Source organism: Serratia proteamaculans (genome assembly GCF_004684015.1).
In the GTDB taxonomy this organism is placed as follows: Bacteria; Pseudomonadota; Gammaproteobacteria; order Enterobacterales; family Enterobacteriaceae; genus Serratia; species Serratia proteamaculans_F.
On record NZ_SRIA01000020.1, the window covers coordinates 149,860 to 173,295 of the forward strand.

The 23,436-nt window shown below is 56.7% G+C and carries 20 protein-coding genes; 3 read left to right on the forward strand and 17 right to left on the reverse strand.

Features of this window, described 5'->3' with window-relative positions:
• Nucleotides 1-9 precede the first annotated feature (9 nt).
• Genes E5C26_RS19845 through E5C26_RS19860 form a run of 4 tightly spaced genes read right to left on the reverse strand, consistent with a single transcriptional unit; the run spans nucleotide 10 to nucleotide 4,100 of the window.
• The gene (locus E5C26_RS19845) at nucleotides 10-1,335 is read right to left on the reverse strand and encodes an MFS transporter (RefSeq protein ID WP_135317826.1); all 1,326 of its coding nucleotides are present in this window, start codon (nucleotides 1,333-1,335) and stop codon (nucleotides 10-12) included.
• Nucleotides 1,332-1,985, reverse strand: coding sequence for an antibiotic biosynthesis monooxygenase family protein (locus E5C26_RS19850; protein WP_135317827.1), 654 nt, complete (start codon nucleotides 1,983-1,985; stop codon nucleotides 1,332-1,334). The genes E5C26_RS19845 and E5C26_RS19850 overlap by 4 nt, the downstream gene beginning before the upstream one ends.
• A 52-nt stretch (nucleotides 1,986-2,037) precedes the next feature.
• Complete coding sequence (locus E5C26_RS19855) at nucleotides 2,038-3,387, reverse strand: amidase (RefSeq protein WP_135317828.1); 1,350 nt, start codon at nucleotides 3,385-3,387, stop codon at nucleotides 2,038-2,040.
• Nucleotides 3,387-4,100, reverse strand: a complete 714-nt coding sequence (locus E5C26_RS19860; RefSeq protein ID WP_135317829.1) for a DUF2848 domain-containing protein — start codon at nucleotides 4,098-4,100, stop codon at nucleotides 3,387-3,389. Before E5C26_RS19860 ends, E5C26_RS19855 begins: the two co-directional genes overlap by 1 nt.
• Before the next feature lie 129 nt (nucleotides 4,101-4,229).
• On the opposite strand from E5C26_RS19860, the gene E5C26_RS19865 reads away from it, so the two are divergent.
• Nucleotides 4,230-4,907: a GntR family transcriptional regulator gene (locus tag E5C26_RS19865; protein ID WP_135317883.1), complete on the forward strand. Its 678-nt coding sequence runs from the start codon at nucleotides 4,230-4,232 to the stop codon at nucleotides 4,905-4,907.
• A gap of 90 nt (nucleotides 4,908-4,997) precedes the next feature.
• On the opposite strand, the gene E5C26_RS19870 is transcribed toward E5C26_RS19865, so the two are convergent.
• The 4 genes from E5C26_RS19870 to E5C26_RS19885 form a co-directional block, all read right to left on the reverse strand.
• Nucleotides 4,998-5,315, reverse strand: coding sequence for a BrnA antitoxin family protein (locus E5C26_RS19870; RefSeq protein WP_135317830.1), 318 nt, complete (start codon nucleotides 5,313-5,315; stop codon nucleotides 4,998-5,000).
• Nucleotides 5,293-5,601 (reverse strand): BrnT family toxin, encoded by a 309-nt coding sequence (locus tag E5C26_RS19875; RefSeq protein WP_135317884.1) that lies wholly within the window; start codon nucleotides 5,599-5,601, stop codon nucleotides 5,293-5,295. The genes E5C26_RS19870 and E5C26_RS19875 overlap by 23 nt, the downstream gene beginning before the upstream one ends.
• 97 nt (nucleotides 5,602-5,698) lie before the next feature.
• Nucleotides 5,699-6,445 carry an SDR family oxidoreductase gene (locus E5C26_RS19880; protein ID WP_135317831.1) on the reverse strand — a complete coding sequence of 249 codons (747 nt, stop codon included), beginning with the start codon at nucleotides 6,443-6,445 and terminating at the stop codon, nucleotides 5,699-5,701.
• A 133-nt stretch (nucleotides 6,446-6,578) separates the two neighbouring features.
• Nucleotides 6,579-6,797 carry a hypothetical protein gene (locus E5C26_RS19885; protein ID WP_135317832.1) on the reverse strand — a complete coding sequence of 73 codons (219 nt, stop codon included), beginning with the start codon at nucleotides 6,795-6,797 and terminating at the stop codon, nucleotides 6,579-6,581.
• 188 nt (nucleotides 6,798-6,985) lie between these two features.
• On the opposite strand from E5C26_RS19885, the gene E5C26_RS19890 reads away from it, so the two are divergent.
• Both E5C26_RS19890 and E5C26_RS19895 read left to right on the forward strand, forming a co-directional pair.
• Nucleotides 6,986-7,654, forward strand: coding sequence for a response regulator (locus E5C26_RS19890; protein ID WP_135317833.1), 669 nt, complete (start codon nucleotides 6,986-6,988; stop codon nucleotides 7,652-7,654).
• Nucleotides 7,651-9,057 (forward strand): sensor histidine kinase, encoded by a 1,407-nt coding sequence (locus E5C26_RS19895; RefSeq protein ID WP_135317834.1) that lies wholly within the window; start codon nucleotides 7,651-7,653, stop codon nucleotides 9,055-9,057. The genes E5C26_RS19890 and E5C26_RS19895 overlap by 4 nt, the downstream gene beginning before the upstream one ends.
• Nucleotides 9,058-9,150: 93 nt before the next feature.
• Here E5C26_RS19895 and E5C26_RS19900 read toward each other — a convergent pair whose 3' ends face one another.
• The 9 genes from E5C26_RS19900 to E5C26_RS19945 form a co-directional block, all read right to left on the reverse strand.
• The gene (locus E5C26_RS19900; protein WP_135317835.1) at nucleotides 9,151-10,116 is read right to left on the reverse strand and encodes a quinone oxidoreductase family protein; all 966 of its coding nucleotides are present in this window, start codon (nucleotides 10,114-10,116) and stop codon (nucleotides 9,151-9,153) included.
• Between the two features lie 134 nt (nucleotides 10,117-10,250).
• On the reverse strand, nucleotides 10,251-13,523 hold the full coding sequence (locus E5C26_RS19905; protein ID WP_135317836.1) for an autotransporter outer membrane beta-barrel domain-containing protein: 3,273 nt from the start codon (nucleotides 13,521-13,523) through the stop codon (nucleotides 10,251-10,253).
• A gap of 248 nt (nucleotides 13,524-13,771) precedes the next feature.
• Nucleotides 13,772-16,651 (reverse strand): aminomethyl-transferring glycine dehydrogenase, encoded by a 2,880-nt coding sequence (gcvP, locus tag E5C26_RS19910; RefSeq protein ID WP_135317837.1) that lies wholly within the window; start codon nucleotides 16,649-16,651, stop codon nucleotides 13,772-13,774.
• A gap of 92 nt (nucleotides 16,652-16,743) precedes the next feature.
• Entirely contained in the window at nucleotides 16,744-17,130 is a 387-nt protein-coding gene (gene gcvH / locus E5C26_RS19915) for a glycine cleavage system protein GcvH (protein ID WP_135317838.1), read from the reverse strand.
• A gap of 45 nt (nucleotides 17,131-17,175) precedes the next feature.
• On the reverse strand, nucleotides 17,176-18,273 hold the full coding sequence (gene gcvT, locus E5C26_RS19920; protein ID WP_135317839.1) for a glycine cleavage system aminomethyltransferase GcvT: 1,098 nt from the start codon (nucleotides 18,271-18,273) through the stop codon (nucleotides 17,176-17,178).
• A 544-nt stretch (nucleotides 18,274-18,817) separates the two neighbouring features.
• On the reverse strand, nucleotides 18,818-20,020 hold the full coding sequence (ubiI, locus tag E5C26_RS19930) for an FAD-dependent 2-octaprenylphenol hydroxylase (protein WP_135317841.1): 1,203 nt from the start codon (nucleotides 20,018-20,020) through the stop codon (nucleotides 18,818-18,820).
• A gap of 83 nt (nucleotides 20,021-20,103) precedes the next feature.
• A complete protein-coding gene (gene ubiH / locus E5C26_RS19935; protein WP_135317842.1) occupies nucleotides 20,104-21,282 on the reverse strand; it encodes a 2-octaprenyl-6-methoxyphenyl hydroxylase in 1,179 nt (392 codons plus the stop codon).
• 4 nt (nucleotides 21,283-21,286) lie between these two features.
• Nucleotides 21,287-22,600 (reverse strand): Xaa-Pro aminopeptidase, encoded by a 1,314-nt coding sequence (gene pepP, locus E5C26_RS19940; RefSeq protein WP_135317843.1) that lies wholly within the window; start codon nucleotides 22,598-22,600, stop codon nucleotides 21,287-21,289.
• A 60-nt stretch (nucleotides 22,601-22,660) separates the two neighbouring features.
• Nucleotides 22,661-23,239 (reverse strand): YecA/YgfB family protein, encoded by a 579-nt coding sequence (locus E5C26_RS19945; RefSeq protein WP_135317844.1) that lies wholly within the window; start codon nucleotides 23,237-23,239, stop codon nucleotides 22,661-22,663.
• Nucleotides 23,240-23,436: the final 197 nt, after the last annotated feature.

Consider the following 23,436-nt stretch of genomic DNA (forward strand, 5'->3'; position numbering starts at 1 on the left):
GCACGCCATTCATAACGGCTTGTGTGCCGTTTCCTTCGCGGCAATCACTGCCCACAGCGTGATTAGCAGTGCCAGCACCACATAGGCCGAGATCGCCAGCGTGCTGTCGTAAGACTTGAACAATGAGGCAATGATCAGCGGCGCAAAACCACCACCAATGATACCTGCCAACGTATAAGCCAACGACGACCCCGCATAGCGTACCCGGGTTGGAAACTGTTCGGTGATAAAGGCCGCCTGTGGACCATACATCGCCGCATGGATTAACAGCCCCACCACCACCGCCAGACAAATCAGCACCGGCTGGCTGCTGTCGAGCAGCATAAAGAACACAAATGCCCAAACTATCGCCGCCAATGCCCCACCGATATACACCGGTCGACGGCCAAAGCGATCGGACAGGGCGCCGAACATCGGCACGGTAATCGCGTTACCGATCGCCCCCAACATGGTGGCGGCCAACGCCAGCGGGCGCGGCAGGTTCAATACCGTGGTGACGTAGGTCAGGGTAAAAACCACCACCAGCGCATACAGCACGTCGGAACCAATACGCGAACCGCCGGCGATCAGCAGCGGACGCCGATACTGGGTGAAAACTTCACGGATCGGTGAATGGGTAACGTCCTTCGATGCCTCCAGTTTCAGAAACGCAGGCGTTTCCCCCACGCCACGACGTAGCCACAGGCCAAACACCACCAGTACCAGGCTAAGCAGGAAGGGAATACGCCAGCCCCATTGCTGGAAGTCCTCTGCCGTCATCGCCACCGTTACCAGCGTGATCAGCCCGGTGCCGATCAGCGTTCCGCAGGAAGGGCCAACCTGAGCAAAGGAGGCGTTACGCCCACGTTGGTGAGGCTTGCCATGTTCCATCGACAGCAGCACCGCCCCCGCCCATTCGCCCCCCAGGGCGATCCCCTGAATAAAGCGCAGTGTCACCAGCAGCAGCGGGCTCCAAATCCCCCAACTGGCATAACCGGGTAGCAGCCCCATCAACGCGGTAGTCACCCCCATGATCACCAGTGTGGTCACCAACACAAAACGTCGCCCCAGCACGTCACCGAGATGACCAAAGACGATCCCGCCAATCGGCCGCGATACATAACCCACCGCATAGGTGGAAAACGCCAAAATGGTGCCCACCAGCGGATCGAAAGAGGGGAAAAACACGTGGTTGAAAATCAGCGCCGCCATGATGTTGTAGACGGTGAAGTCATACCATTCCAGTGCGGTGCCTATCGAGCTGGCCGCCGCCAGCTTGCCGGTGTTTGGCGGGTGGGCGGTAGCATCGGCAGTGGATGCGTCTGCAATCGGCGTTTGTGCAGTTGAAGTGTTCATGATGGCAGCTCCTGTGTGGTCAATTGCCAGCCAAGGGCATAATGCAGGGCATCGGTGGCGGGGATTTTCAATTGGCGGCAGGCCAGTTCACTCAGCCGCTGGCCGGCTTCGGCACTGCTGCTTTCGATCAGCATCATCGGCAGTAACCGGCGGTTTTCCCGCGATTCTTTCGGCAGTGGCGAACTCAGATCCGCGTCCGGCGACAACAGGCAACTGCGCACAAAACCGGGCTGTTCCGCCAGGAGGCGGCCCAAATGATTGATGCAGGCCTTCAGCACATGCGGCTCCGCCGGTTCGAGGGTAAGGATAGCCAGATGGCTGCCGCAGCCCTGACCGGTCACCGCCTCCACCGCGCAGACACGACGCATCGGATCGCGCATTTTATCGAGACTCGCCACCGACCAAGGGGTCTGTTCGGTAAACGCGGCGCGATAGGCCGCCGAGGTAAAACTGGCCAGGGATTCGGTTTTATACAGCCCAAGGTATTTACGTCCCCCCTGTAGTGCCTGATAACGCGTGCCCGACAAGAAACCAGGCACTCGCACTCGCTCTTCCACGTGCTCGCGGTCGTACCACTTATTGAAATCTGCCTCGTCCTGCGCGGTGACATCTGTTGCAACAAACAGCATTCCGTTTGGGGAACCGGTCATGGGTACTCTCCTGTTAGCTCAAAGTAAGGCGGGGCCGTTCCCCACCGGAAAATCACGCCTCGGCGAGGCAGCGTTCGATCGCCAGCGCCCAACCCAGCAGCGCCTCATCATGCAGCGGTAGCCCGGCTACCATCAGCCCCACAGGTGCCGTACCGGGCCGCTGGCAAGGCAGCGAAAGCGCGCAACCATCGAGGAAGTTGATCACCGAAGGGTTACGCAACGCGGCACCGTTGATACGGAAATAGGCGTCTTCATCCTTCTGCAGTTCGGCAATGGTCGGCGCAACGAAGGGCACGGTTGGCATCAACAACGCGTCAAATCCTTCTACTGCCGCGCTCACCCGCCGTTGCCAATCGGCACGCTGCAATCGCAGTTGCTGTAAATCCCGCTCATCCAGCAGTTGACCGCGACGGATCCGCGACAACACCCGAGGGTCGTAATCTTCGGCATGTTCGGCGATCAGCGGCTGATGCCAGCACCAGGACTCCAGCGCGGTGAAACCACCGCCGGCGTTGATCGCAGCCAGCTCAGCGAACTCATGACAGGGAATAAATTCAATCTGTGCCCCCGCCTGCACCAGACGCTGGAGGCTGAGATGAAAGGCAGCGGTGACTTCATCATCCAGGCCGTCCAGCACCAGCGTTTGTGGCACGGCAAAGCGCGCCTGACTCAGCGCTTTCTGCTGCGGGTGCAGCGGCTGTTCGGCAATCACCGCATCCAGCGCGATGCAACTGGCAACGTCATGAGCAATCACACCAATCGAATCCAGTGAGGGTGACAAAGGCAGCAAACCACGGCTGCTGATGCGTCGGGCGGTGGGTTTATAGCCGGTCAGACCGCAGAAGGCCGCCGGAATACGTACCGAACCGCCGGTATCGCTGCCTATCGCGCCAAAGCACATGCCGTCGGCCACCGCAACCGCCGCACCGGAAGACGAACCACCGGGAATACGATCTGCTGGGCGATCCCACGGATTGGCGGGTGTGCCGTAGTGGGGATTGATCCCAAGTCCTGAATAGGCAAATTCGGTCATGTTGGTTTTGCCGATCACCACCGCGCCAGCCTGCAACAACTGCGCCACCACGGCGGCATGGGTGTTAGCTACCGGCGCATCAACCAACACTCGCGAACCGGCAGCGGTGGCTTCACCGGCAACATCAAACAGGTCTTTGACCGAGACCGGCACACCGTCCAGCGCCGACAAAGGGGTTCCCGCCGCACGCCGCCGATCGGAAGCCAATGCCTGCTGCTGTGCCCAGTCGCTATAAACATGAGTAAAAGTGCGGGCGCCCTCACCCTGCGGGTCGGCAATTTGCGCCAGCGCGGCGGTGGTCAGTTGCACAGCTGTGAATTCACCGCTGGCCAATCCGGCAGCGATCTGGGTTAAAGTCGGCTTTTTCATCACGCCACCACCGGCAGTTCTATGCTGCGATAACCGTGGCTGATGGTACGTCCCAGCACTTCATCCACCAGTTCCATCCGAAACTCGACCGCAGGTCGGATACCGCCAATCGCCGCGACCGTGCCACAGGCCATCGCCAGGCCATCTCGCGGCTGGGGTACCGTCAACCCGCCCTCCGGTACCTGCTGACCACTCAGATAACGATCCAGCAGATCGCCGGGAGTTCGCAGACTGGCAAGACGACCCTGCTGATAAAGCCGGAACTCACCGTTCTCTTTGATCCAGGATCGCAGGATCAAAGAATCCCAGTGGGCAATCACTTCCCGGAGTGGCCAGGCGGCGCGAGCTACCGGTTTGACGCAGAGTTGTTTGGACAGCGCGACACTGTGCGCCTCCAGTTGACGATCGGTATGATCTGAGGCCAGCGAAACAAAAAGTTCCCCCTGATGAGTAAAGATCAACGGCTCCGCTTCGCCGGAGCTGGCATTGCCGATCACTTCTATGCAATCGCTCTGACTGAGCTGATTAACGGCCACCCGATAAAACAGCGGAACTGCACTGGGTTGGGGCACGCCCAACTCGGCCAATTCCCTAATATGGTGCAGGATGGCCTGGTGATCGCGGCCGGTCCAGCCGGCGATCACCAGATGGTCAACCTCAACATCCAGCACCCCGGCACCGCTGGATTCAGGTAAAGTGAAGGTCAGTCTCATGGCGTTTGTGCCTCTTTGGTTAAAATACTGTGAAATTTCACTATATCTTTAGTTGCCAAATAAGCGATTTCCATGCCATGTTTTTGTGTACTATGTCTAAAAACTTTCTTCTTGCAGGAGCAGAACGTGATGAGCCTTGACGCAGAGAGCCAGGAACTCCCGACGGCAGAGGAAGCCGGAATGTCACTGAATGAACTGGCCTACCGGCGCTTTAAGCAGGCGCTGGTGACGTTAAGCTATAAACCTGGTGAATATCTCAACACCGCGCAGGTAATGAGTGAGCTGGAGATGGGCAGAACGCCAATCAATCAGGCGATCCACCGGCTGGCCAATGAAGGGTTGCTACAGGTGATCCCGCGTAAAGGAGTGATGGTCTCACCACTGTCGATGGATGACGCACTGGAACTGATTGAAGTCCGGCTGGCCAATGAAATGCTATGTATGCGGCTGGCAAGCAAGCGCATCACCGAACCACAGGTTGCCGCACTGACCGCCCTCAATCAGCAAATCGAAGCCGCCTGCCAGCGCCGCGATCGGGTGCAGATGATGACGCTGGACCACCAGTTCCACCAGCAGTTGGCGCAGATCGCCGGGAATAATATGCTGGCGGACATCCTGAGCGTGCTGCACGCCAGAGCGCAGCGTTTCTGGGCCAGCACCTTGTCACGCGAGGGCCATATGCGGGAGGTGATAGAAGAACATCGAGCCATTATCGCTGCACTGGCCGCGCAGGATGACGATGCCGCCGCCAATGCGGCAGAAGCACACATCCTGTCATTCCGCAGTGCGCTGCTGCATGAGGGCTGATTGAGTATTGAGAGTTCCGAAACAAAAACCCGGCGCCTCTAAAGCTACCGGGTTTTAAATTGCAGGATAAGCACCTGTGGATAAATAATTTTACTCTTCGAGCTCTTGGCCTTTCAACATAGCGGCACGCAGGACCGCGTTCAAACGCTTCTGGTAACCCTTGCCCGGCCTCTGGAGCCATGCCAAAATGTCAGCATCAATCCTGACCGTTTTTGATACCTTCACCGGTTTGTAGAATCGCCCCTTTAATGCCGTTCCCCATTGCTCATCGCTAAGCGCAGGGGCGTCACCGTAGTCAATATCATCATCCGGCATAACCCTCAAGGAGGCTATCTGCGCTTTTTGCTCCTCCGTCAGGGGAGGAAGTATGCTGTGCTGCACATTCCTAACCGAATTTTTGCGTTTCATACATCCCCCTTTCTCGTGCATCCGCTTTGCGGGCCGAAATGATACGGATAACCTCAACATCGTCGCCGTCCACATTAACCTCATGCGTAGTGTGTGCCACCAGCAATATCAGGCAACCACCAACCATGCCAATGGTTTGCCAGCGTTCTTCACCCTCTTCAATGCGTTCAATCACGGCTAGCTGGTTTGGGTCTGCAAAAACATGCTGCGCCAGTTCGAAGCTTATGTGATGTTTCGTCAGGTTACTTTGGCTTTTTCTTTGATTCCATTCAAAAGAAACATACATTTTTGTAACTACAATTTGGTTGTTATTTAAGCAAAAAGTACACCCAATCATATTGGGTGTCAAAAGGAGACGTTCATAAAGGGGGAGTAACCAGCCGTCAGCGGCCGCCGGCGGCCTCGATAAAGCTGCCGGTGACGTATGACGCGGCATCAGAGAGCAGCCATGCGACAGCTTCTGCCACTTCTTCCGGGGTGCCGCCGCGCTGCATCGGCAGGTTGCCTTTCACCCGGTCAACACGGCCCGGCTCACCGCCGCTGGCATGCATCTCGGTATAAATAAACCCCGGTCGTACCGAGTTAACGCGAATCCCCTGGGCTGCCACTTCCAACGCCAGTCCGGTGGTCAACGTATCTATCGCTCCCTTGGATGCGGCGTAGTCAACATACTCCCCCGGCGCACCCAGACGGGCGGCGGCGGAAGAGACGTTGACGATGGCCCCGCCCTGCCCACCATGGCGCTGCGCCATGCGTTTCACCGCCTCGCGGCAACAGAGGAAATACCCGGTGACGTTGGTGCTCAGCACCTTGTTGATACGTTCTGCCGTGAGTTGTTCAATGCTCGACTGCTGAAACAGGATGCCGGCGTTGTTGACCAGCACGCTGATTGGGCCGAGGGTTGCGTCCAGTTCACCAAACATCGCCACGACCTGACTCTCATCGCCAATATCAGCCCGCAGCGCCAGCGCCCGACCGCCCAGTGATGCTATCTCCGCGACCACCTGTTGCGCCGCAACTTCATCCTTCAGATAGTTAACGCCCACCGCATAACCCTGGCGGGCCAGCAGTAGAGCCGTGGCGCGGCCAATACCCCGGCTTGCGCCGGTGACCAGTGCAACTTTAGTCATACTGTTCCTTTCTCTGGTTGGAAAGTCAAAAGCGATAGCTGACGCTCAGCCACCTTATCCAACAGAGTATAGATATTCATGCTGCAGAATATCCAAAGGTATTTTCCACTTATTTCCCTTATTAAAATAAACCTTATAACTGCACCAAACGACGCAGTTGTTTTTTAATTCGTGGTTTTAAACTTTTATAAAAATTCAGGGATGCCACATGTTGAATATGCGGCAAGGGCGAGGAAATTCGAGTGGGATGATTCCCCCCTTGCGCGCCTACGTGGGCAGGCATAGTGACCAACGCCAACAATAAAATTGCGCCTGTACAGGTAACCGCCGTTGAAAAGTTGTCGACACGCATGTTTCCCTACCCTGATGATTTGTGCAGGAGTCAGCGTACGCGAAATATATCGACGTTCCCTTAACGCCAAATTAATCCCAGATTAAGGTTTGCTTAAGAACGATGGTGCTAAAAGGATGACGCCGTTGTCTTCCCATGATGGTTGTAGTTATATAGCCGCCAGCGCCGTGACATAAACCGGATACCCCGTGAACATATTGTTAGTGGAAGACGATCTGCAATTGGGCAAGGCCCTGTGCCGTGCATTAGAGCTGGCGGGCTTTGAGCTATGCTGGGTGCGGCTGGTGCATGATGCGCAAACCAGGCTCTCACAGGGCAGTTTCGATTTAATGCTGTTGGACCTGACCCTGCCTGACGGGGATGGATTAAAAAAACTGGTCGAGTGGCGGGCCGCAGGACAAAATATCCCGATCATTATTCTGACCGCCCGCGACCGTATCGAAAACCTGGTCAATAGCCTGGACTCCGGCGCGGACGACTTTCTGGCCAAACCTTTCGCCTTGCCCGAGTTGATATCACGCGTGAAGGCGGTAAACCGCCGCATGGCCGGGTTTGCCTCCCAAACCTGGAGCCTGGGAAATCTGTATCTGGACCCCATCAATCACCAGGTGACGCTGGATGACGAACTGCTGCTGTTATCGAAAAAGGAGTATCGGCTACTGCATGAGCTGATGCGCTGCGCCGGCACCGTGGTGCGTAAAACTGCACTGGAACAGAGTCTGTTTGGCCATGGCGACAGCGTGGAAAGTAATTCTCTGGAGGTGCATATGCATAACTTGCGGCGCAAGATTGGCAAGGAAAAAATTATCACCGTGCGTGGCATCGGCTATTTATTAAAAAAAGAGACTCTGGGATGATAAGTTTTAAATCCTTTTTTATGCGCACCATTATCTTTCAGGTTTTAGCCATATTATTGCTCTGGGGTGCATTAGTGGGTTGGGTAAAATATTCATATTACCCCGACGCGGAAAAGTATTTAGATAATCAGCAACGCATTGTCGCACACGGCATCGCCAATATTCTCGATAAGACCGATGTGACCAACCGCAGTTATCTTGAGGTGATTAAAGATATCGAGGTCATGTATATCGACTCGATCAAAAACGGCATGCAGGACGAAATAGACTACCGTCCGCTATTTGTGGTTTACGATAGCAACAACCAAATGCTTTACGCCTCACCGTCACAGGAAAAACCGCTGCTCCTGCCCCCATCAGTGCTATCAGGCACCATCAGCTACGCCAATGTGAAATGGCATATTGCCGGCAGCTGGAGCGATAAACAGCAATTTAGGGTGATCGTCGGCGAATCCTTTGACAACCGCACCACTATTTTCGGCAATCCGGCAGAAAGCACCGCGATCCCGCTGCTGGTCACTCTGGCAGCCATCATTGTCACTTTGCTGTTCACTGCCTATTTCAGCCTGCGGCCACTGCGGCAAATTGCCAGAATGATCTCTGACCGCAAGCCCGGTACGCTGTCTCCGATCAATGCGGCCGAACAATATCAAGAAATCCGGCCAATCGTTTTGGAAATCAATAAACTGATGGCGCGTATCGATGCTGCCAATCAACGTGAAAAGCGCTTTATGGCCGATGCGGCGCATGAGCTGCGCACCCCGATCGCCGCCGTGCTGGCACAGTTGCATCTGTTGACCCAGGTGGCGGATAAAACCGAACGCCAGGAAATCATTGAAGACATGCAGCAAGGGCTGGATCGCGCCGCATCGCTTTCACGCCAGCTGATTGATTTGGCCAAGCTAGAGTCGGAAGATTTCCCGCTGAAAATTGAAACGGTGAATATCCACGCGGAAATCGGCAAATGCATTGCCCAGCACGTGCCCTATGCACTGGAGAAGAACGTCGAACTCTCGCTGGATGGCAGTGAAAATGTGATGATTGATACCGATCGTCACTCACTGATTACCATTTTTACCAACCTGTTGGAAAACGCCATCAAATACGCGCCTGAGGGTGGCCGAATCGAAGCCAACATCCGTTCGCTATCGCCACTGGGTTGCTACATTACTGTAAGAGACAATGGCCCCGGTATTAATCCTGAATACCATAAACGGTTATTCGAGCGTTTTTATCGCGTGCCCGGTACCCTGCAAATCGGTAGCGGCCTGGGGCTGGCGATTGCCAAAAATCTGGCGGATAAAATCGGTGCGCAACTGCGGGTAACCGAAGGGCTTGATGAACGCGGTATCGGGTTCGTTATTGATCTGCCGGAGAATTACCTGGCATCATCGGAGAGTTAAGGCAACATTGCCCGTGTTAGCACCGCGCTATCATATTGATTTAATAATCATAGTTAATGGGCAAAATCCTATTCGCCCATAACCTGAAAATAGCTATCCGGCAATACGGACAACCGAACGCACGTCGCTTTTCTTGTTCAGATCCCACACTTCAGCGATCTCGGATAAGCCATGCTCCTGAGTCTCGACCGAAATCTGCCCGGTGGCCGCCAACGCCAGGATATCCCTGGCATATCTCTGCATCTCAGCCACCGGTGGGAAATTACCGGTGCCACTGCCCAGAATCTGCAGTTGGTTGCTGCGCAGCACCGCTGCCGGTAAACGAATATCGGGCCCGGCCATAGAACCGACGTTAACCAGGCGAATGCCTCGCCCCCCGGCATAGGAAGACAGGTCGTGGTTGTTCAGCGTGGCCAGCAGCGCTTCGGTTGCCGCACCCCAGATGTAATCGACAATCACCTGATAGCCTTTCGGCCCGGCGGCAGCAGCAAAAGCCTGCACCAATGCATCCCCTTCCAGACTGAGGTCCACCGTAGCGTCGACGTCCAACGCATCCAGCACACTCTGACGACGGCCCGCAGCAACAATTCGCCCGGCTCCCGCCTGACGAGCCGCCGCCACAGCCAACTTACCCGAGGTGCCGGTCGCACCAATAATCAGCACCGTTTCGCCCGCCTGAAGCTCAGCACGCCAATGTAGCGGCAGCCAGGCGGCGAACGCCGGGTTGATCAAGGCAGCGGCGGTAGCGTCATCCACGCCCTTCGGCACTGGCACCGTCCAGGAAGCCACCGTGCGTTCAGCCAGTGCACCGTGCGGCTGCCGGAATGAGGCGAAATAAACCCGCTGGCCGTCAGGAGCATAACCAACGCCATCGGTACCGGGCACGATCGGCAGTACCTTTGGGCTGGAGTAATGCGTTCCTGCCACCATCCCACGGTCCAACTGTTTGATACCGGCGACAATCACCTCTATCAGGGTTTCCCCCTCTCTTGCCTGCGGCTCATCCACATGGCCGAATACCGGTGCCTGACCTAATGCGTTGACTATTGCAGCTCTCATCATTGCTCCTTATTCCGTTTGGGTTGCTATGCGGCGACAATAAAAAAGGGACATTGCATCATGCAGTGTCCCTTGATAACACGCTTTGCCGAATGTGTTATGGATCTTTACTCACCGGTACTTGGCTGAAGCAATCAGAACCGCCAGCTCACGGACAGATTGCCCTCCAATGAATTGCTGCCCTGACGGAATAACTCGCTGGAAAGGCCGGCCCCGAAAGCAACATCTTTAGTCAGTTGATATTGCACGCCCGCCTGCGCCGCTAACCCATCGCGCCCGGCCAAAGTGCTTTTGCTATCAAAAGCAGCGGCGTCATAACCGGCCAACTGCGCACGTTGGGTGACATTGTTGCTCAGCAACTCATGCTGCCAGCCAAGGCGCAGGGTGGCTGACAAGGCCGGAGTCCCCTGATACAACGCCTCTACGCCCAGCGTGCTTTGCAACGAATCGGCATAACGGCCTTTAATCTGCATTGGCACCGTGCCAGAACCAGACTCTTTAATCGTGCGATGCTTGCTGGCGGTATAATCCAGCGCCGCCACCGGGCCGAAGCTAAACGACTCGGTCAATGCAAAATGATAGCCGCCTCCCAGGGTTAATGAACCGTTCCAGGCCGTCCAGTCGCTCTTGCTGGTTCCGCTCACGCCGGCAACATCAAACTGACGCTTCATATGATTATCCTCAGCCCCCACGCGGCCCAGACCATAGGCAAACGGCCCGGCCATGGCATCCTGCGCGAAGTTGAACTGCAGACCGACATCAAACGACGTGCTATGCGTCCGCGCCCGATCGGCACTTTTGGCATTGACTGTTTGCCCGCCAACCGCCGCGTGGAAACCGGTAGTCAGCCCAGGCATCAGTACGTTACGTTTCTCCGCGCCGAACAACACGCCATAACGCGATGCGTTGTAACCGTTGATATTGCCCGCATTGCGCTGCCAGCTACCGCCTCCATAAGGCAGGGCAAAGCTTACCCACTCTTGCTCGTCATCGACCGGGGACAATGTCAGATTGCGTTCCGGCGCCATCAACGCACGGGTTAGCTGACGCTCACGATCAAATGAGGCCTGGATCAGGCTGTTATAGGCCGACGGCTCCAACTGCGCCAACGCATTGCTGACCTGTTTGCCATCAGGGGCTGAGAAGTCCAACGCTGTCAGCAACGGACGCATATCATCACCCGCTGTCGCCGCCGCACGGGCCAACGCCAGCCCGACATTTTGTTCATTAGCGTTCTGCGCATATTGGCTGTAGGCAGATGCCCCACGGGTCGCACTGATTTGATATTCCCCGGCCGCCAACGGCGCTGTACTGAAGCTCAGCGTCGGGGACTGCGTCTGCACGCTGATTTGACTGAACTCACCGCTGACCTGCCTCATTTGCAGCAGAGAAGCGCTGTTCAGCTTCCAGTCGGAAGCATACCAACCCATTACCGGCATCAGCGTCAAGGTCCCCCCCAGACTGGATGTCCCGCTGATTGTCACCTGATCACCACGCCCGAGATTGTCGAACATCAGTTGTAAACGCCCCTGTGGCCCCTGCAGATAATCTCCTACGATCGCAACCTGACCATAAGGTGAGCCGGTGGTCAGCAAGCCATTATTGGTGAACATCCCGGCATCCGACAGCTCATAACGGCTATTGCCCGCCAACTGAGCCCCCGTTTCAATATCCACGCTATATACCTGGTGCTCACCGTTTAACGTCGTTTTCCCGCCTTCGGCTACCAGCGCCAAATTATCCTTACCGCGAATATTGCCGTTATAGGTGAAATCAAAACCGCTATCCGCCACAGCGGTCACTTGCCCCAACGCATCCGGCTGCAGGCCGAAGGTTAAATGGGTGAGTCGCGCCTGATTATTTTCGTCCCATTGGGCATAGTCAGAAATAATATCGCCCTGAATTTCCGCACCGCGCATTATGTTGATTGCGCTGGCCAATGCATTTTCAGACTGATAAATAGCGGCTTTGCTGCCCTTCAGCGAGCCGGTGATATCGAAATTGGACACCAATGGCGCAGCCCGGTATTTGGACAGGTCCATTCCCCCCCACTGCCAGATATAGGAGCCGCGATATTCGGCATCGTTGCCCAACAGGTTATTGCCAAAATCAAGACGTGCTGCGATCCCTTCGGTGCCGGTCGCCTCCAGGCTACCGCGTTGGATAATATTGTGCCGATCGCCATAGGCCACCAATAAACCGGTGCCGTAATCACCGTTGGCCTGCACCCGGGTACCCGGCGCGATGCTGAGCGTATTGCCCGCGCCATCGATGCGAATACCGGCGGCGGCCACGCCATCGGCCAGCAGATCGCCACGTTGCTCTATCCGATTGTTACTGCCGTAAATGTGTAACCCGACGCCCCGGGCGGCGGTATTGGCTTCGCCATCGAGATATACAGTACCTGCGGCGTTACGCGCGAAATACCCTTGCTGGTTAACCACATCCATGTCATTGCCATAAACCGAGCGGCCAAAGAAGTTACGTCGATCGATGTCATACCCCATGTCCTGCAGCAGCGCCAATTCGACTTCCATCATTGAGGTATAATTGCGGTAGTTTTGATGGCTCATCAGGCTGCGATCCAGCTCGATGTGGGACATGTAATCGTCATCCAAATCGCCAAGCACATCCAGGATACGCACCGGAACCCCTGGCATGGCACCTTCCAGCACCTCTTTGACATGGCTGCCGGCGAAATAACCTTGATCCTTGCGCACGTCAAAAGCGGAAGGGTCATCCGGCCCCTCGCAGCCTTTGCACATAATCGCCTGCCCCGGCTGAGCAGGGTTACCGTTGTCGTCAAACAGATGCGATGTCCAGCTCCCCTGCGTCGGGCCAAATTGCGTTACGCCGTTGACCACCGCGGCCTCGTTACTGATCCCCAGTGCATGAGCAATCTCATGAAAGATAGTGACTTCCAGATCGGTACGGTGATCGGTCGGGATCTGCGCTGGTAAGGCCTGGGAAGGAGTAAAATCCAGCTTGCCAATATTGACGATGGCATGGGCACCGCTGTCCAACTCGCCTGCCTCTTGCCCCTGCAACACGGCCTGAAGCTGGGTCAGGCTAAAGCTGTCGTCACTGACGTTTGGGCTCATCGCGCTGGCATTCTTATCGTCAAAAGTGCCGACGTTGATCACCCCCGGCAATTGGCCCAGCTTGGGTTTGATAATATTGGCCCAGCGCTGTGCGGCGCTGATGACCTGCGCCTTTTGCGCCTCGTCCAATACCCAGGATGAGCGCTGAGGGACGCCTTCGTCAGTAAAATAACCGTCATCGCTGGGGTTATAGAAGTTCAGTTTAAATACCGTTTGCCCGCTGTTGTTTCGCACTTCATAACTTTCAACCGCCTGAGCGGAGCAGAAGGGTAAAGCCGCAATGATTGCGATAGCCAACCTTTTCATAGAACACTCCTTGTGAGTAAATCTTCCCTGCAAAATATTTTGCTGATGTCAATTTAACCACGCGAGTTTAAACGGAATGTATACCGGAAAGCGTCTTGAACCTGATTGGAAACAAACTGCGGAGAGGTGCACAAAAAATAGGATAATTAGCAATATATCAAATATATAAGCAAGAAAAGCCATTGGTTCAGAGACAAAAAAAGCAGCGCTGAATGCGCTGCCTCTTAAACATCTGACTGCCGAAAGGCTTACTCGTATTCGCTCATCGGTACGCAGGAACAGAACAGGTTACGGTCGCCGTAAACGTCATCCAGACGCTTCACGCTCGGCCAGTATTTGTTCTCGCGTACACCGGCGATAGGGAACACCGCCAGTTCACGGCTATAGGCATGCTGCCAGTCGCTGACCAGTTCCGCCTGAATGTGCGGCGCGTTCACCAGTGGGTTGTCTTCCAGCGGCCATTCACCTTTCGCCACCCGATCAATCTCGCCACGGATAGCCAGCATCGCGTCGATAAAGCGATCCAACTCCACTTTACTTTCCGATTCGGTTGGCTCAACCATCAGCGTACCCGCTACCGGGAACGACATGGTCGGTGCATGGAAACCGTAGTCGATCAGACGCTTGGCAATATCCATCTCACTGATGCCGGTCTCTTCCTTCAGCGGACGAATGTCGAGAATACATTCATGCGCCACACGGTGATCGCGACCGGTATACAGCACCGGGTAAGCGTCTTTCAGACGGGTCGCAATGTAGTTGGCATTAAGAATTGCCACCTGACTCGCCTGCTTCAGCCCTTCAGCGCCCATCATGCGAATATACATCCAGCTGATTGGCAGAATCGAGGCGCTGCCGAACGGGGCAGCGGAAACTGCGCCCTGCTGAGTGAGCACACCGTCAATTTGCACCACACTGTGGCCCGGAACGAACGGTGCCAAATGCGCTTTGACGCCGATAGGCCCCATGCCTGGACCGCCACCGCCATGCGGGATACAGAAGGTTTTATGCAGGTTAAGGTGCGAGACGTCCGCCCCGATATAGCCTGGGGTAGTGATGCCCACCTGAGCATTCATGTTGGCGCCGTCGAGGTACACCTGGCCGCCGAACTGATGAACGATTTGGCACACTTCCCGGATAGTTTCTTCGTACACGCCGTGGGTCGACGGGTAAGTCACCATGATACAAGACAGCTCTTCGCCCGCTTGCTCTGCCTTGACGCGCAGATCATGCAGATCGATGTTGCCATTCTTGTCGCAAGCCACCACCACCACGCTCATACCCGCCATCTGGGCAGAAGCCGGGTTGGTGCCGTGCGCGGAACTTGGGATCAGGCAGATATGACGGCCTGCTTCGTTACGGCTTTCATGATAGTGACGGATCGCCAGCAGCCCGGCGTATTCGCCCTGCGCGCCGGAGTTCGGCTGCATGCAAACCGCGTCGTAGCCGGTCAATTGCACCAGCCACTGTGACAACTGGCCGATCATCTGCTGATAACCGGCTGCCTGCTCTGGCGGGCAGAACGGGTGCAGTTCGGAGAATTCAGGCCAGGTAATCGGGATCATTTCCGCTGCGGCGTTCAGCTTCATGGTGCAGGAACCGAGCGGGATCATCGCCTGGTTGAGCGCCAGATCTTTACGCTCCAGACGGTGCATATAACGCATCATCTCGGTTTCGCTGTGATAGCTGTTGAATACCGGGTGGGTCAGGATCGGATCCTGACGCAGCATGCCCGCCGGGATCGACTGGCTGTTTTTGCTCACCGCCGCGTCGAGTGCGTCGATGTCCAGACCGTGATCGTCGCCTGCCAGCAAGGCAAACAGCGTTTGCACGTCTTCACGTGAGGTAGTTTCGTCCAGCGTGATGCCCACTGCGCCGTGAATGTCGGTACGCAGGTTAATGCCGAAGCTCAACGCACGATCCAACACGGCGGCCTTGTCTTTCACTTCTACCGTCAGGGTGTCGAACCAGGTTTTGTGGCGCAATTGCAGCCCGGCCTGTTGCAACCCGGCGGCCAGAATGTCGGTCAGGCGATGGATGCGCCCGGCAATGCGCTGCAGGCCCTGTGGCCCATGGTACACCGCGTACAGGCTGGCGATGTTGGCCAGCAGTACCTGCGAGGTACAGATATTAGAGTTGGCTTTTTCGCGACGGATATGTTGCTCACGGGTTTGCATCGCCATGCGCAGCGCGGTGTTACCGGCGGCATCGCGGGAAACGCCGATGATGCGACCCGGCATCGAACGTTTGAATTCGTCACGGCAGGCGAAGAAGGCGGCATGCGGGCCACCGTAGCCCATCGGCACACCAAAGCGCTGCGCGGAACCGAATACCACGTCGGCACCCTGCTTGCCCGGTGCAGTCAGCAGTACCAGTGCCATAATGTCGGCGGCTACGCTGGTACCGATTTTACGGTTTTTCAGCTCGGCCAGCAGTGCGCTGTAATCGTGCAGTTCACCGGTAGTGCCAACCTGTTGCAGCAGCACGCCAAACACGCCCTGCAGTTCCAGCACCTTCTCGGCTTTATCCACAATGACTTCAAAACCGAAGGTGGCGGCACGGGTACGTACGACGTCCAGCGTCTGCGGATGTACGTCGTCAGCCACGAAGAAACGGTTGGCGTCTTTCAGCTTGCTGGCGCGTTTGGCCAACGCCATCGCTTCGGCTGCCGCGGTTGCTTCGTCCAGCAATGAAGCGGAGGCCAGATCCAGGCCGGTCAGATCGAGAGTCACGGTCTGGAAGTTCAACAGTGCCTCAAGGCGGCCCTGCGACACTTCCGGCTGATAAGGGGTATAAGCGGTGTACCAGCCCGGGTTTTCCAGCATGTTGCGCAGGATCACCGGCGGCGTCAGCACCGCGCTGTAGCCCATACCGATATAGGATTTGTAGCGCTGATTCTGCGAGGCAATCGCCTTCAGTTCGGCCAGCGCCTGATGTTCAGTGGCCGCATCGCCCACCGGCGGCGGCGCAGGCAGTTGGATGTCTGCCGGCACAATCTGTTGGATCAGCGCGCTGAGTGAGCGTGCGCCCACCGCTTCCAGCAACTGCTGCTGTTGCTGCGCAGAAGAGCCGATGTGGCGTTCGATGAACGCTTCGCTGTGTTCAAGTTGGCTGAGTGTCTGAGTCATTGCTACAAATTCCTGAATGCTTACGGGGTACGGGATATAGCTTGATCTATAACTAAAACGCCCCGGCCAATCGGCCCGGGGCGTTGCAACGCTTACTCGTCGATAGAAGCCTGATACGCACCGGCATCCAGCAGATTGCCGAGTTCGGCACTGTCGGAAGCCTTGATGCGGAACAGCCAGCCTTCACCGTACGGATCGCTGTTGACCAGCTCCGGCGAGCTTTCCAGCGCATCGTTGGCGGCGATGATTTCACCGCTGATTGGCGCATAGATATCGGAAGCGGCTTTCACCGATTCCGCTACTGCGCAGTCTTCGCCGGCATTAACCGCGGTGCCCACGTCAGGCAGATCGACAAACACCATGTCGCCCAGCAGTTCCTGCGCGTGCTCGGTAATGCCTACCACGTATTCGCCATTGCCTGCGTCGCGCACCCACTCATGGGATGTTGCGTATTTCAAATCTGTTGGCACATTGCTCATCGCCAGCTACTCCTTCGAAGAAATAAAGAATCAATAAACAAAAAATTAATGGGTCAGTGGCTTACCGGCACGCACGAATCCAGGTTTGGTCACCTTGACCGGCATTTCGCGGTTGCGGATCTGTACGATGGCCAGCTCACCGATACCGGCGGGCACACGGGCCAGGGCAATGCTGAAACCCAGGGTCGGTGAGAATGAACCGCTGGTGATAATCCCTTCATGCGTCTGGCCAGCGTCATCAGTGAAACGCACCGGCAGCTCATTACGTAATACGCCTTTTTCCGTCATGATCAAGCCGACCAGTTGTTCGGTGCCCGCTTCACGCTGTTTTTCCAGCGCTTCGCGGCCGATGAACTGGCGATCTTCCGGCAGCCAGGCAATGGTCCAGCCCATGTTGGCGGCCAGCGGCGAAATACCTTCGTCCATCTCTTGCCCGTACAGGTTCATGCCCGCTTCCAGACGCAGGGTGTCGCGCGCGCCCAGACCGGCCGGCTTAACGCCTGCCGCCAGCAGTTTCTGCCAAAAATCAACCACCTGCTCTTTCGGCAGGGCGATTTCATAACCCGCTTCGCCGGTATAACCGGTGGTGGCGATAAACAGATCCCCGGCCTGTACGCCGAAGAATGGCTTCATGCCTTCAACCGCGTTTTTTTGCTCCGGGGTAAATAAGGTGGCGGCACGTTCTTTGGCCTGTGGGCCCTGCACCGCAACCAACGCCAGATCGTCACGCACCGTCAGGGCGACGCCGTAGGGGGCTGCGTGTTCTTCGATCCAGGCCAGGTCTTTGTCGCGCGTGGCGGAGTTCACCACCAGGCGGAAATAGTCTTCGGTAAGGAAGTAAACAATCAGGTCGTCAATCACGCCGCCGGACGCATTCAGCATGCCGGTGTACAGCGCTTTGCCAGGTTGAGTGAGCTTGGCGACGTCGTTCGCCAGCAGGTAACGCAGGAACTCGCGGGTGCGGGCACCGCGCAGATCCACAATGGTCATATGGGAGACGTCGAACATACCGGCATCCTGACGCACGGCGTGGTGCTCATCGATCTGGGAGCCGTAATGCAGCGGCATCATCCAGCCATGAAAATCTACCATGCGCGCACCGCACGCCACGTGCTGGTCGTACAGTGGGGTTTGCTTTGCCATCTTTTCCCTCATTTCACTCAAAAGCTGAAGATAGGGTGCTGCTACGCAATACATCAGATAATGGCTCGCGGCCGGATTGCGTGGCGCACTGACTGCCCAACAGAAACGCTGCGCCGAAACGTGCAAAAACTGCGGCTAACCGCCGCGACGCAAACGATACCTTTGTCCTGACGTTATCACCGAACGACCCTATTAACCATAAGTTAAAATAGGCTTGGCGTCGCTCAGGGCCAGTAAAATGCCGGGCTAGTGTGCAGAGTTTTTGACTGGAAAAATGCGCTTTAAGGCACAAAACCAACAATTAAAGCACCAAAAATCCGAAGTTATATAACAAACCCACGGCCGGATACGGAATTTCGACTTTTGATAACCGAACATGGAATTAGAAAAACTAATGGTAAAACCGGCCTGAAATTAGATTATTTCAAATGAAGGGGTTTATAAGAAAAAGCTATGGGTATCAGGCGCAGGGCTGCGCCTTTGGGATCGAGGTTAATGCGGGAGAATTAAGACAGAGAGGCCTGACCCCCCTCTCAGACAGCGGTCAGGCCAGCCATTCCGGCAGGTCATTGAGACCCATCGCCTGGCGTACCAATCTGGGCTTCACGCCCGGCAGGCTATCGGCCAGCCGCAACCCGACATCTCGCAGCAATTTCTTCGCCGGGTGGTTGCCGTCAAACAGTTCACGGAACCCTTGCATGCTGGCCAGCATCACCGCCGCACCGTGCTTGCGACGGCGCTCGTAGCGACGCAGATACAGATGTTGGCCAATGTCCTTGCCCTGCCGCTGCAAACGACGCAATTCGGCGATCAACTCGGCGGCGTCCATAAAGCCCAGATTCACCCCCTGACCCGCCAGCGGATGCACGGTATGTGCTGCATCGCCTACCAGCGCCAGCCGGTGCGCGGCAAAGCTACGGGCGTAACGCCCGGTCAGTGGGAAGGTCTGGCGCTCACTTTCCACCGTACAGGCACCAAGGCGCAGGTCAAACGCCATCGCCAGTTCGCGGTTAAACTGCTCCGGCTCCAGTTGTTTTAGCCGCTCCGCCTCCTCCGGTGCCACCGACCAGACGATCGAGCTTAAATGCGGATCGCTGAACGGCAGAAACGCCAGAATGCCATCGCCGTGGAATACCTGCCGCGCCGTCGCCAAATGCGGTTCTTCAGTGCGGATAGTGGCCACCAGCGCATGGTGGCGATAATCCCAGAAGGTTAGCGGGATATCGGCATGCTGACGCAGCCAGGAATGGGCACCGTCGGCCCCGATCACCAACCGGGCAGTCAGCATGCGACCGTCTTCCAGAGTGATAAAAGCGTCGTTTTCGCCCCAGGCTACCTGCTTGAGGGCCGCCGGGGTGATCAGCGTAACGTCGCTCAGGCTTTCCGCCCGTTTCCACAACGCCTGCTGGATCACCGAGTTTTCGATGATATGACCGAGATGACTGAAGCCGCACTCGTCACCACGGAAGGCTATTTTGCCGAAGCTGTCGCGATCCCACACTTCCATGGCGTTATAGGCGCTGGCGCGCAGGTTGAGGATCTCGTCCCACACGCCAATATGCTGCAGCAGACGCTCGCTGGCGGCATTGATGGCGGAAACGCGCAGTTCCGGCTGTGGTTGCGGCGGCGTCATGTCCGGTTGCTGCTGTTCCAGCACCGCAACACGCAGACCGCTGCCCTGCAAACCACAGGCCAGAGCCAGCCCCACCATACCGCCGCCGGCGATAACCACGTCAAATGATTGCATGCTGCTTAATTTCCTTAAATGACTCGCTGTGCCATTGCCCAGCGCTTTGGGCGCAGCACGCTACGCCCATGCTAATACACCGCTTAGCGATCGACCCAGCCCAAAGTGCGCTTGGCAAAGGCGTCTCGCACCGCCGGTAATCGGGCCATCGCCATCAGACCCAGATTGCGACCGACCACCAGGGGGCCGTAGCGATTGGCGAACAGCCGGATCAAACCGTCGGTCACGCCGATGGTCGCCTGTTGATCTTGCTGCCGCCGTTGTTGATAACGACTTAACAGCGCGTAGCCACCGGGATCTTCTCCGGTCTGCTGCGCCTCGGCCAGAGTTTCCGCCAACGACATCACGTCACGCAGACCGAGGTTGAACCCCTGCCCGGCAATCGGATGCAGCGTTTGCGCGGCATTGCCCACCAGCGCCAGCCGGTGGCTGACATGCTGATTGGCGGTTAGCAGGCTGAGCGGATAACTGTGGCGTTTACCGGCGCGAAGAATACGTCCCAAACGCCAACCAAACGCCTGCTGCAACTCACTGATAAAACGTTCATCGTCCCAGCCGTCAACCTGCTGGCGATCTTCACGCGCATGGCACCACACCAGTGAACTGCGCCCTTCAGACATCGGCAGCAACGCCAGCGGCCCGTAACGGGTGAAGCGTTCAAATGCCCGCCCCTGCGGATGTTCGGCGGTGGTGACATTGGCGATGGTCGCAAACTGCGGATAGTCATTTTGCTGCCATTGCACATTGCAAGCCTGTGCCAACGCCGAACGCGAGCCGTCTGCCGCCACCAGCAGTTTCCCGCTGATACGCCGGCCGTTATCCAACAGCACTTCTGCCTGCTCTGCCGTGCGCACCACATCGACCACTCGGGCCGGACAGTGCAACGTAACGCCGGGCGCCTTGGCCAGCAGAGCAAACAACCGTTGGCCGGCGTCGTGCAGCTCAATCACCTGCCCCAACGCATCAACCTGATAATCCTGCGCGTGCAAATTAACGAACCCGGCGTGGCCGCGATCGCTAACATGCACCTGAGTGATGGCCGTCGCACAGTCACGCAGCGCCGGCCAAACGCCGATGCGCGTCAACTGCTGACAAGTGCCCTGCGCCAGGGCAATGGCGCGGGCATCAAACCCCGGATGGCTGCGGTCGTCCGGTCGGGTCGCTTCGACCAGATCAACCGCCAATCGTCCCTGAGTGAGCGATGAAATGGCCAGTGCCAAAGTCGCGCCCGCCATACCGCCGCCAACGATGATTACACTCATGCTGTTACCTTGCCGCCGCCATCAGTGCTTCGATGGCGTCAGCGTCTTTCACTACGCTGGCGGTCAGGTTCTCAATGCCGGTCGCAGTGATCAGGATGTCATCTTCGATACGAATGCCCATGCCGCGATACTCCTCCGGCACGTCGGCATCCGGCGCAATGTACAGCCCCGGCTCGACGGTCAGCACCATGCCCGGTTCCAGCGTACGGTCGCGATCCGGCGTGCCATAATGCCCGACATCGTGCACATCCAGCCCCAGCCAGTGGCCCAGACCATGCATATAGAACGGACGGTGGGCCTGCTCGGCAATCAACTGATCTACTTCGCCTTTCAGGATCCCCAGCTCTACCATCCCGGTGATCATAATGCGCACGACTTCATCATTCACCACACGGATGCTGATGCCCGGTTTGAACATCTCCAGCGCCCGCGTCAGTGACGCCAGCACAATGTCATACACCGCGCGCTGCGGTCGGCTGAATTTGCCGTTGACCGGGAAGGTACGGGTAATGTCGCCAGCATAGCCTTTGTACTCGCAACCGGCGTCGATCAACACCAGATCGCCATCGCGCAATTCGCTTTCGTTCTCGGTGTAATGCAGGATGCAGGCGTTGTCTCCACCACCGACGATGGTGTTGTAAGACGGATAGCGAGCACCCAAACGGGTAAATTCGTGATGAATTTCCGCCTCGAGCTGATATTCGAACATGCCCGGACGGCATTTCTCCATCGCGCGAGTATGGGCCAGCGCGCTGATTTCACCGGCGCGGCGCATAATGACCATTTCTTCAGATGACTTGAACAGACGCATTTCATGCAGCCACGGACGCCAGTCGGTCAGGGTCGCCGGTGCCTGAAGGTTCTGGCGGAAGCCTTTACGTAGCTTGTCCAGCGCATCGAACATAATTTGATCGGCATAGGCGTATTGGCCCTGCGCGTGGTAAACCACGTCCAGGCCATTGAGCAGCAGGGGCAATTGGTCGTTGATTTCATTGAACGGCAGAGCGCGGTCCACCCCCAGCTTCGCCGGCGCGGCTTCCTGACCCAGACGGCGGCCAAACCAGGTTTCCGCCGCCAGATCGCGTACCCGGTTGAACAGCACGCTGTGGTTATGCGTCGCGTCACTTTTAACCAGAATCAGCACCGCTTCCGGCTCGTTGAAGCCGGTCAGGTACCAAAAATCGCTGTTTTGTCGGTAAGGATATTCAGTATCGGCACTGCGCGTCGCTTCCGGCGCAGAGAAAATAATCGCCGCGCTGGCCGGAGCCATTTTCGCCAACAGCGCCTGACGGCGGCTGTTGAATTCCTGCTGAGTCATCACCTTCTCCTGAAATCAATCTGCCTGTGCTCACGGCCTTAAGGACGTGAAATAGGGTATTTAGTGCAAGGTCGGTTTGGCATTTTCCGGCGCCGTCGGCTTGCGGCGGGTAAATTCGGTGTGGCACAAAATGGCCGCCATCCGCACATACTCCACCACTTCCTCCAGAGAGTGCTCAAGCTCTTCCTGGTCTTCGTCTTCTTCATAACCGAGTTGGGCGATGTTGCGCAGATCGTCGATCGCCTCACCCACTTCGTCTTTTACCTGAGCCAGTTTCGGCTGCATCATACCTAGCCCGAGCAGGAAATGGTTCACCCAACCACTCAACGCGTCGGCGCGATCAAACACGCTGACCGTCTCACCTTCCGGCATCATCAACTGGAACATGAAATCGTCGTCTTCCAGCGTTTCACGCGTGATTTCATGAAGTTGCTGGAGAGGTTGGCTCAATGCCAGCGGGAAGGCTACGCCTTCGTTAGTCAGATCGTACACCAGCGATTGCCAGCCGGCGTCACGGCTGCCACCGCACAACAGACCGCTGATCAGGCCGTGCATTTCTGCTGCGGTCAACGCCACCGCTTGCTGGTTAAGGGCAAGGGTCAAAGATTGGTAACTTGGAAATGTATTCTGTATAGACATGCGTATTCGTCATCGTTGGCAGGATAAGTTCGTGTTATGCTACCACCAAGGTCCGTCGCTGTACCAGATAAGCACGACACCTCAGTGGCTAGTTATAATCGTGATGTGTCAGATCTCACACACTGCCGGCAGGGAACAAAATGAAGCTAAATACGCATTTTGAAACCCTTTTTTGACTGGTAATGTCTGTCGCAGTA

Excerpts from the sequence above, each read along its gene's own strand:
- ubiH (WP_135317842.1), bottom strand. The coding sequence starts at position 21,282 with ATGAGTGTAATCATCGTTGGCGGCGGTATGGCGGGCGCGACTTTGGCA.
- E5C26_RS19900 (WP_135317835.1), bottom strand. The coding sequence starts at position 10,116 with ATGAGAGCTGCAATAGTCAACGCATTAGGTCAGGCACCGGTATTCGGC.
- E5C26_RS19945 (WP_135317844.1), bottom strand. The coding sequence starts at position 23,239 with ATGTCTATACAGAATACATTTCCAAGTTACCAATCTTTGACCCTTGCC.
- E5C26_RS19855 (WP_135317828.1), bottom strand. The coding sequence starts at position 3,387 with ATGAAAAAGCCGACTTTAACCCAGATCGCTGCCGGATTGGCCAGCGGT.
- E5C26_RS19905 (WP_135317836.1), bottom strand. The coding sequence starts at position 13,523 with ATGAAAAGGTTGGCTATCGCAATCATTGCGGCTTTACCCTTCTGCTCC.
- E5C26_RS19845 (WP_135317826.1), bottom strand. The coding sequence starts at position 1,335 with ATGAACACTTCAACTGCACAAACGCCGATTGCAGACGCATCCACTGCC.
- E5C26_RS19850 (WP_135317827.1), bottom strand. The coding sequence starts at position 1,985 with ATGACCGGTTCCCCAAACGGAATGCTGTTTGTTGCAACAGATGTCACC.
- E5C26_RS19880 (WP_135317831.1), bottom strand. The coding sequence starts at position 6,445 with ATGACTAAAGTTGCACTGGTCACCGGCGCAAGCCGGGGTATTGGCCGC.
- E5C26_RS19870 (WP_135317830.1), bottom strand. The coding sequence starts at position 5,315 with ATGAAACGCAAAAATTCGGTTAGGAATGTGCAGCACAGCATACTTCCT.
- E5C26_RS19860 (WP_135317829.1), bottom strand. The coding sequence starts at position 4,100 with ATGAGACTGACCTTCACTTTACCTGAATCCAGCGGTGCCGGGGTGCTG.
- pepP (WP_135317843.1), bottom strand. The coding sequence starts at position 22,600 with ATGACTCAGCAGGAATTCAACAGCCGCCGTCAGGCGCTGTTGGCGAAA.
- E5C26_RS19885 (WP_135317832.1), bottom strand. The coding sequence starts at position 6,797 with ATGCGTGTCGACAACTTTTCAACGGCGGTTACCTGTACAGGCGCAATT.
- E5C26_RS19895 (WP_135317834.1), top strand. The coding sequence starts at position 7,651 with ATGATAAGTTTTAAATCCTTTTTTATGCGCACCATTATCTTTCAGGTT.
- E5C26_RS19875 (WP_135317884.1), bottom strand. The coding sequence starts at position 5,601 with ATGTATGTTTCTTTTGAATGGAATCAAAGAAAAAGCCAAAGTAACCTG.
- ubiI (WP_135317841.1), bottom strand. The coding sequence starts at position 20,020 with ATGCAATCATTTGACGTGGTTATCGCCGGCGGCGGTATGGTGGGGCTG.
- gcvP (WP_135317837.1), bottom strand. The coding sequence starts at position 16,651 with ATGACTCAGACACTCAGCCAACTTGAACACAGCGAAGCGTTCATCGAA.
- gcvH (WP_135317838.1), bottom strand. The coding sequence starts at position 17,130 with ATGAGCAATGTGCCAACAGATTTGAAATACGCAACATCCCATGAGTGG.
- E5C26_RS19865 (WP_135317883.1), top strand. The coding sequence starts at position 4,230 with ATGAGCCTTGACGCAGAGAGCCAGGAACTCCCGACGGCAGAGGAAGCC.
- gcvT (WP_135317839.1), bottom strand. The coding sequence starts at position 18,273 with ATGGCAAAGCAAACCCCACTGTACGACCAGCACGTGGCGTGCGGTGCG.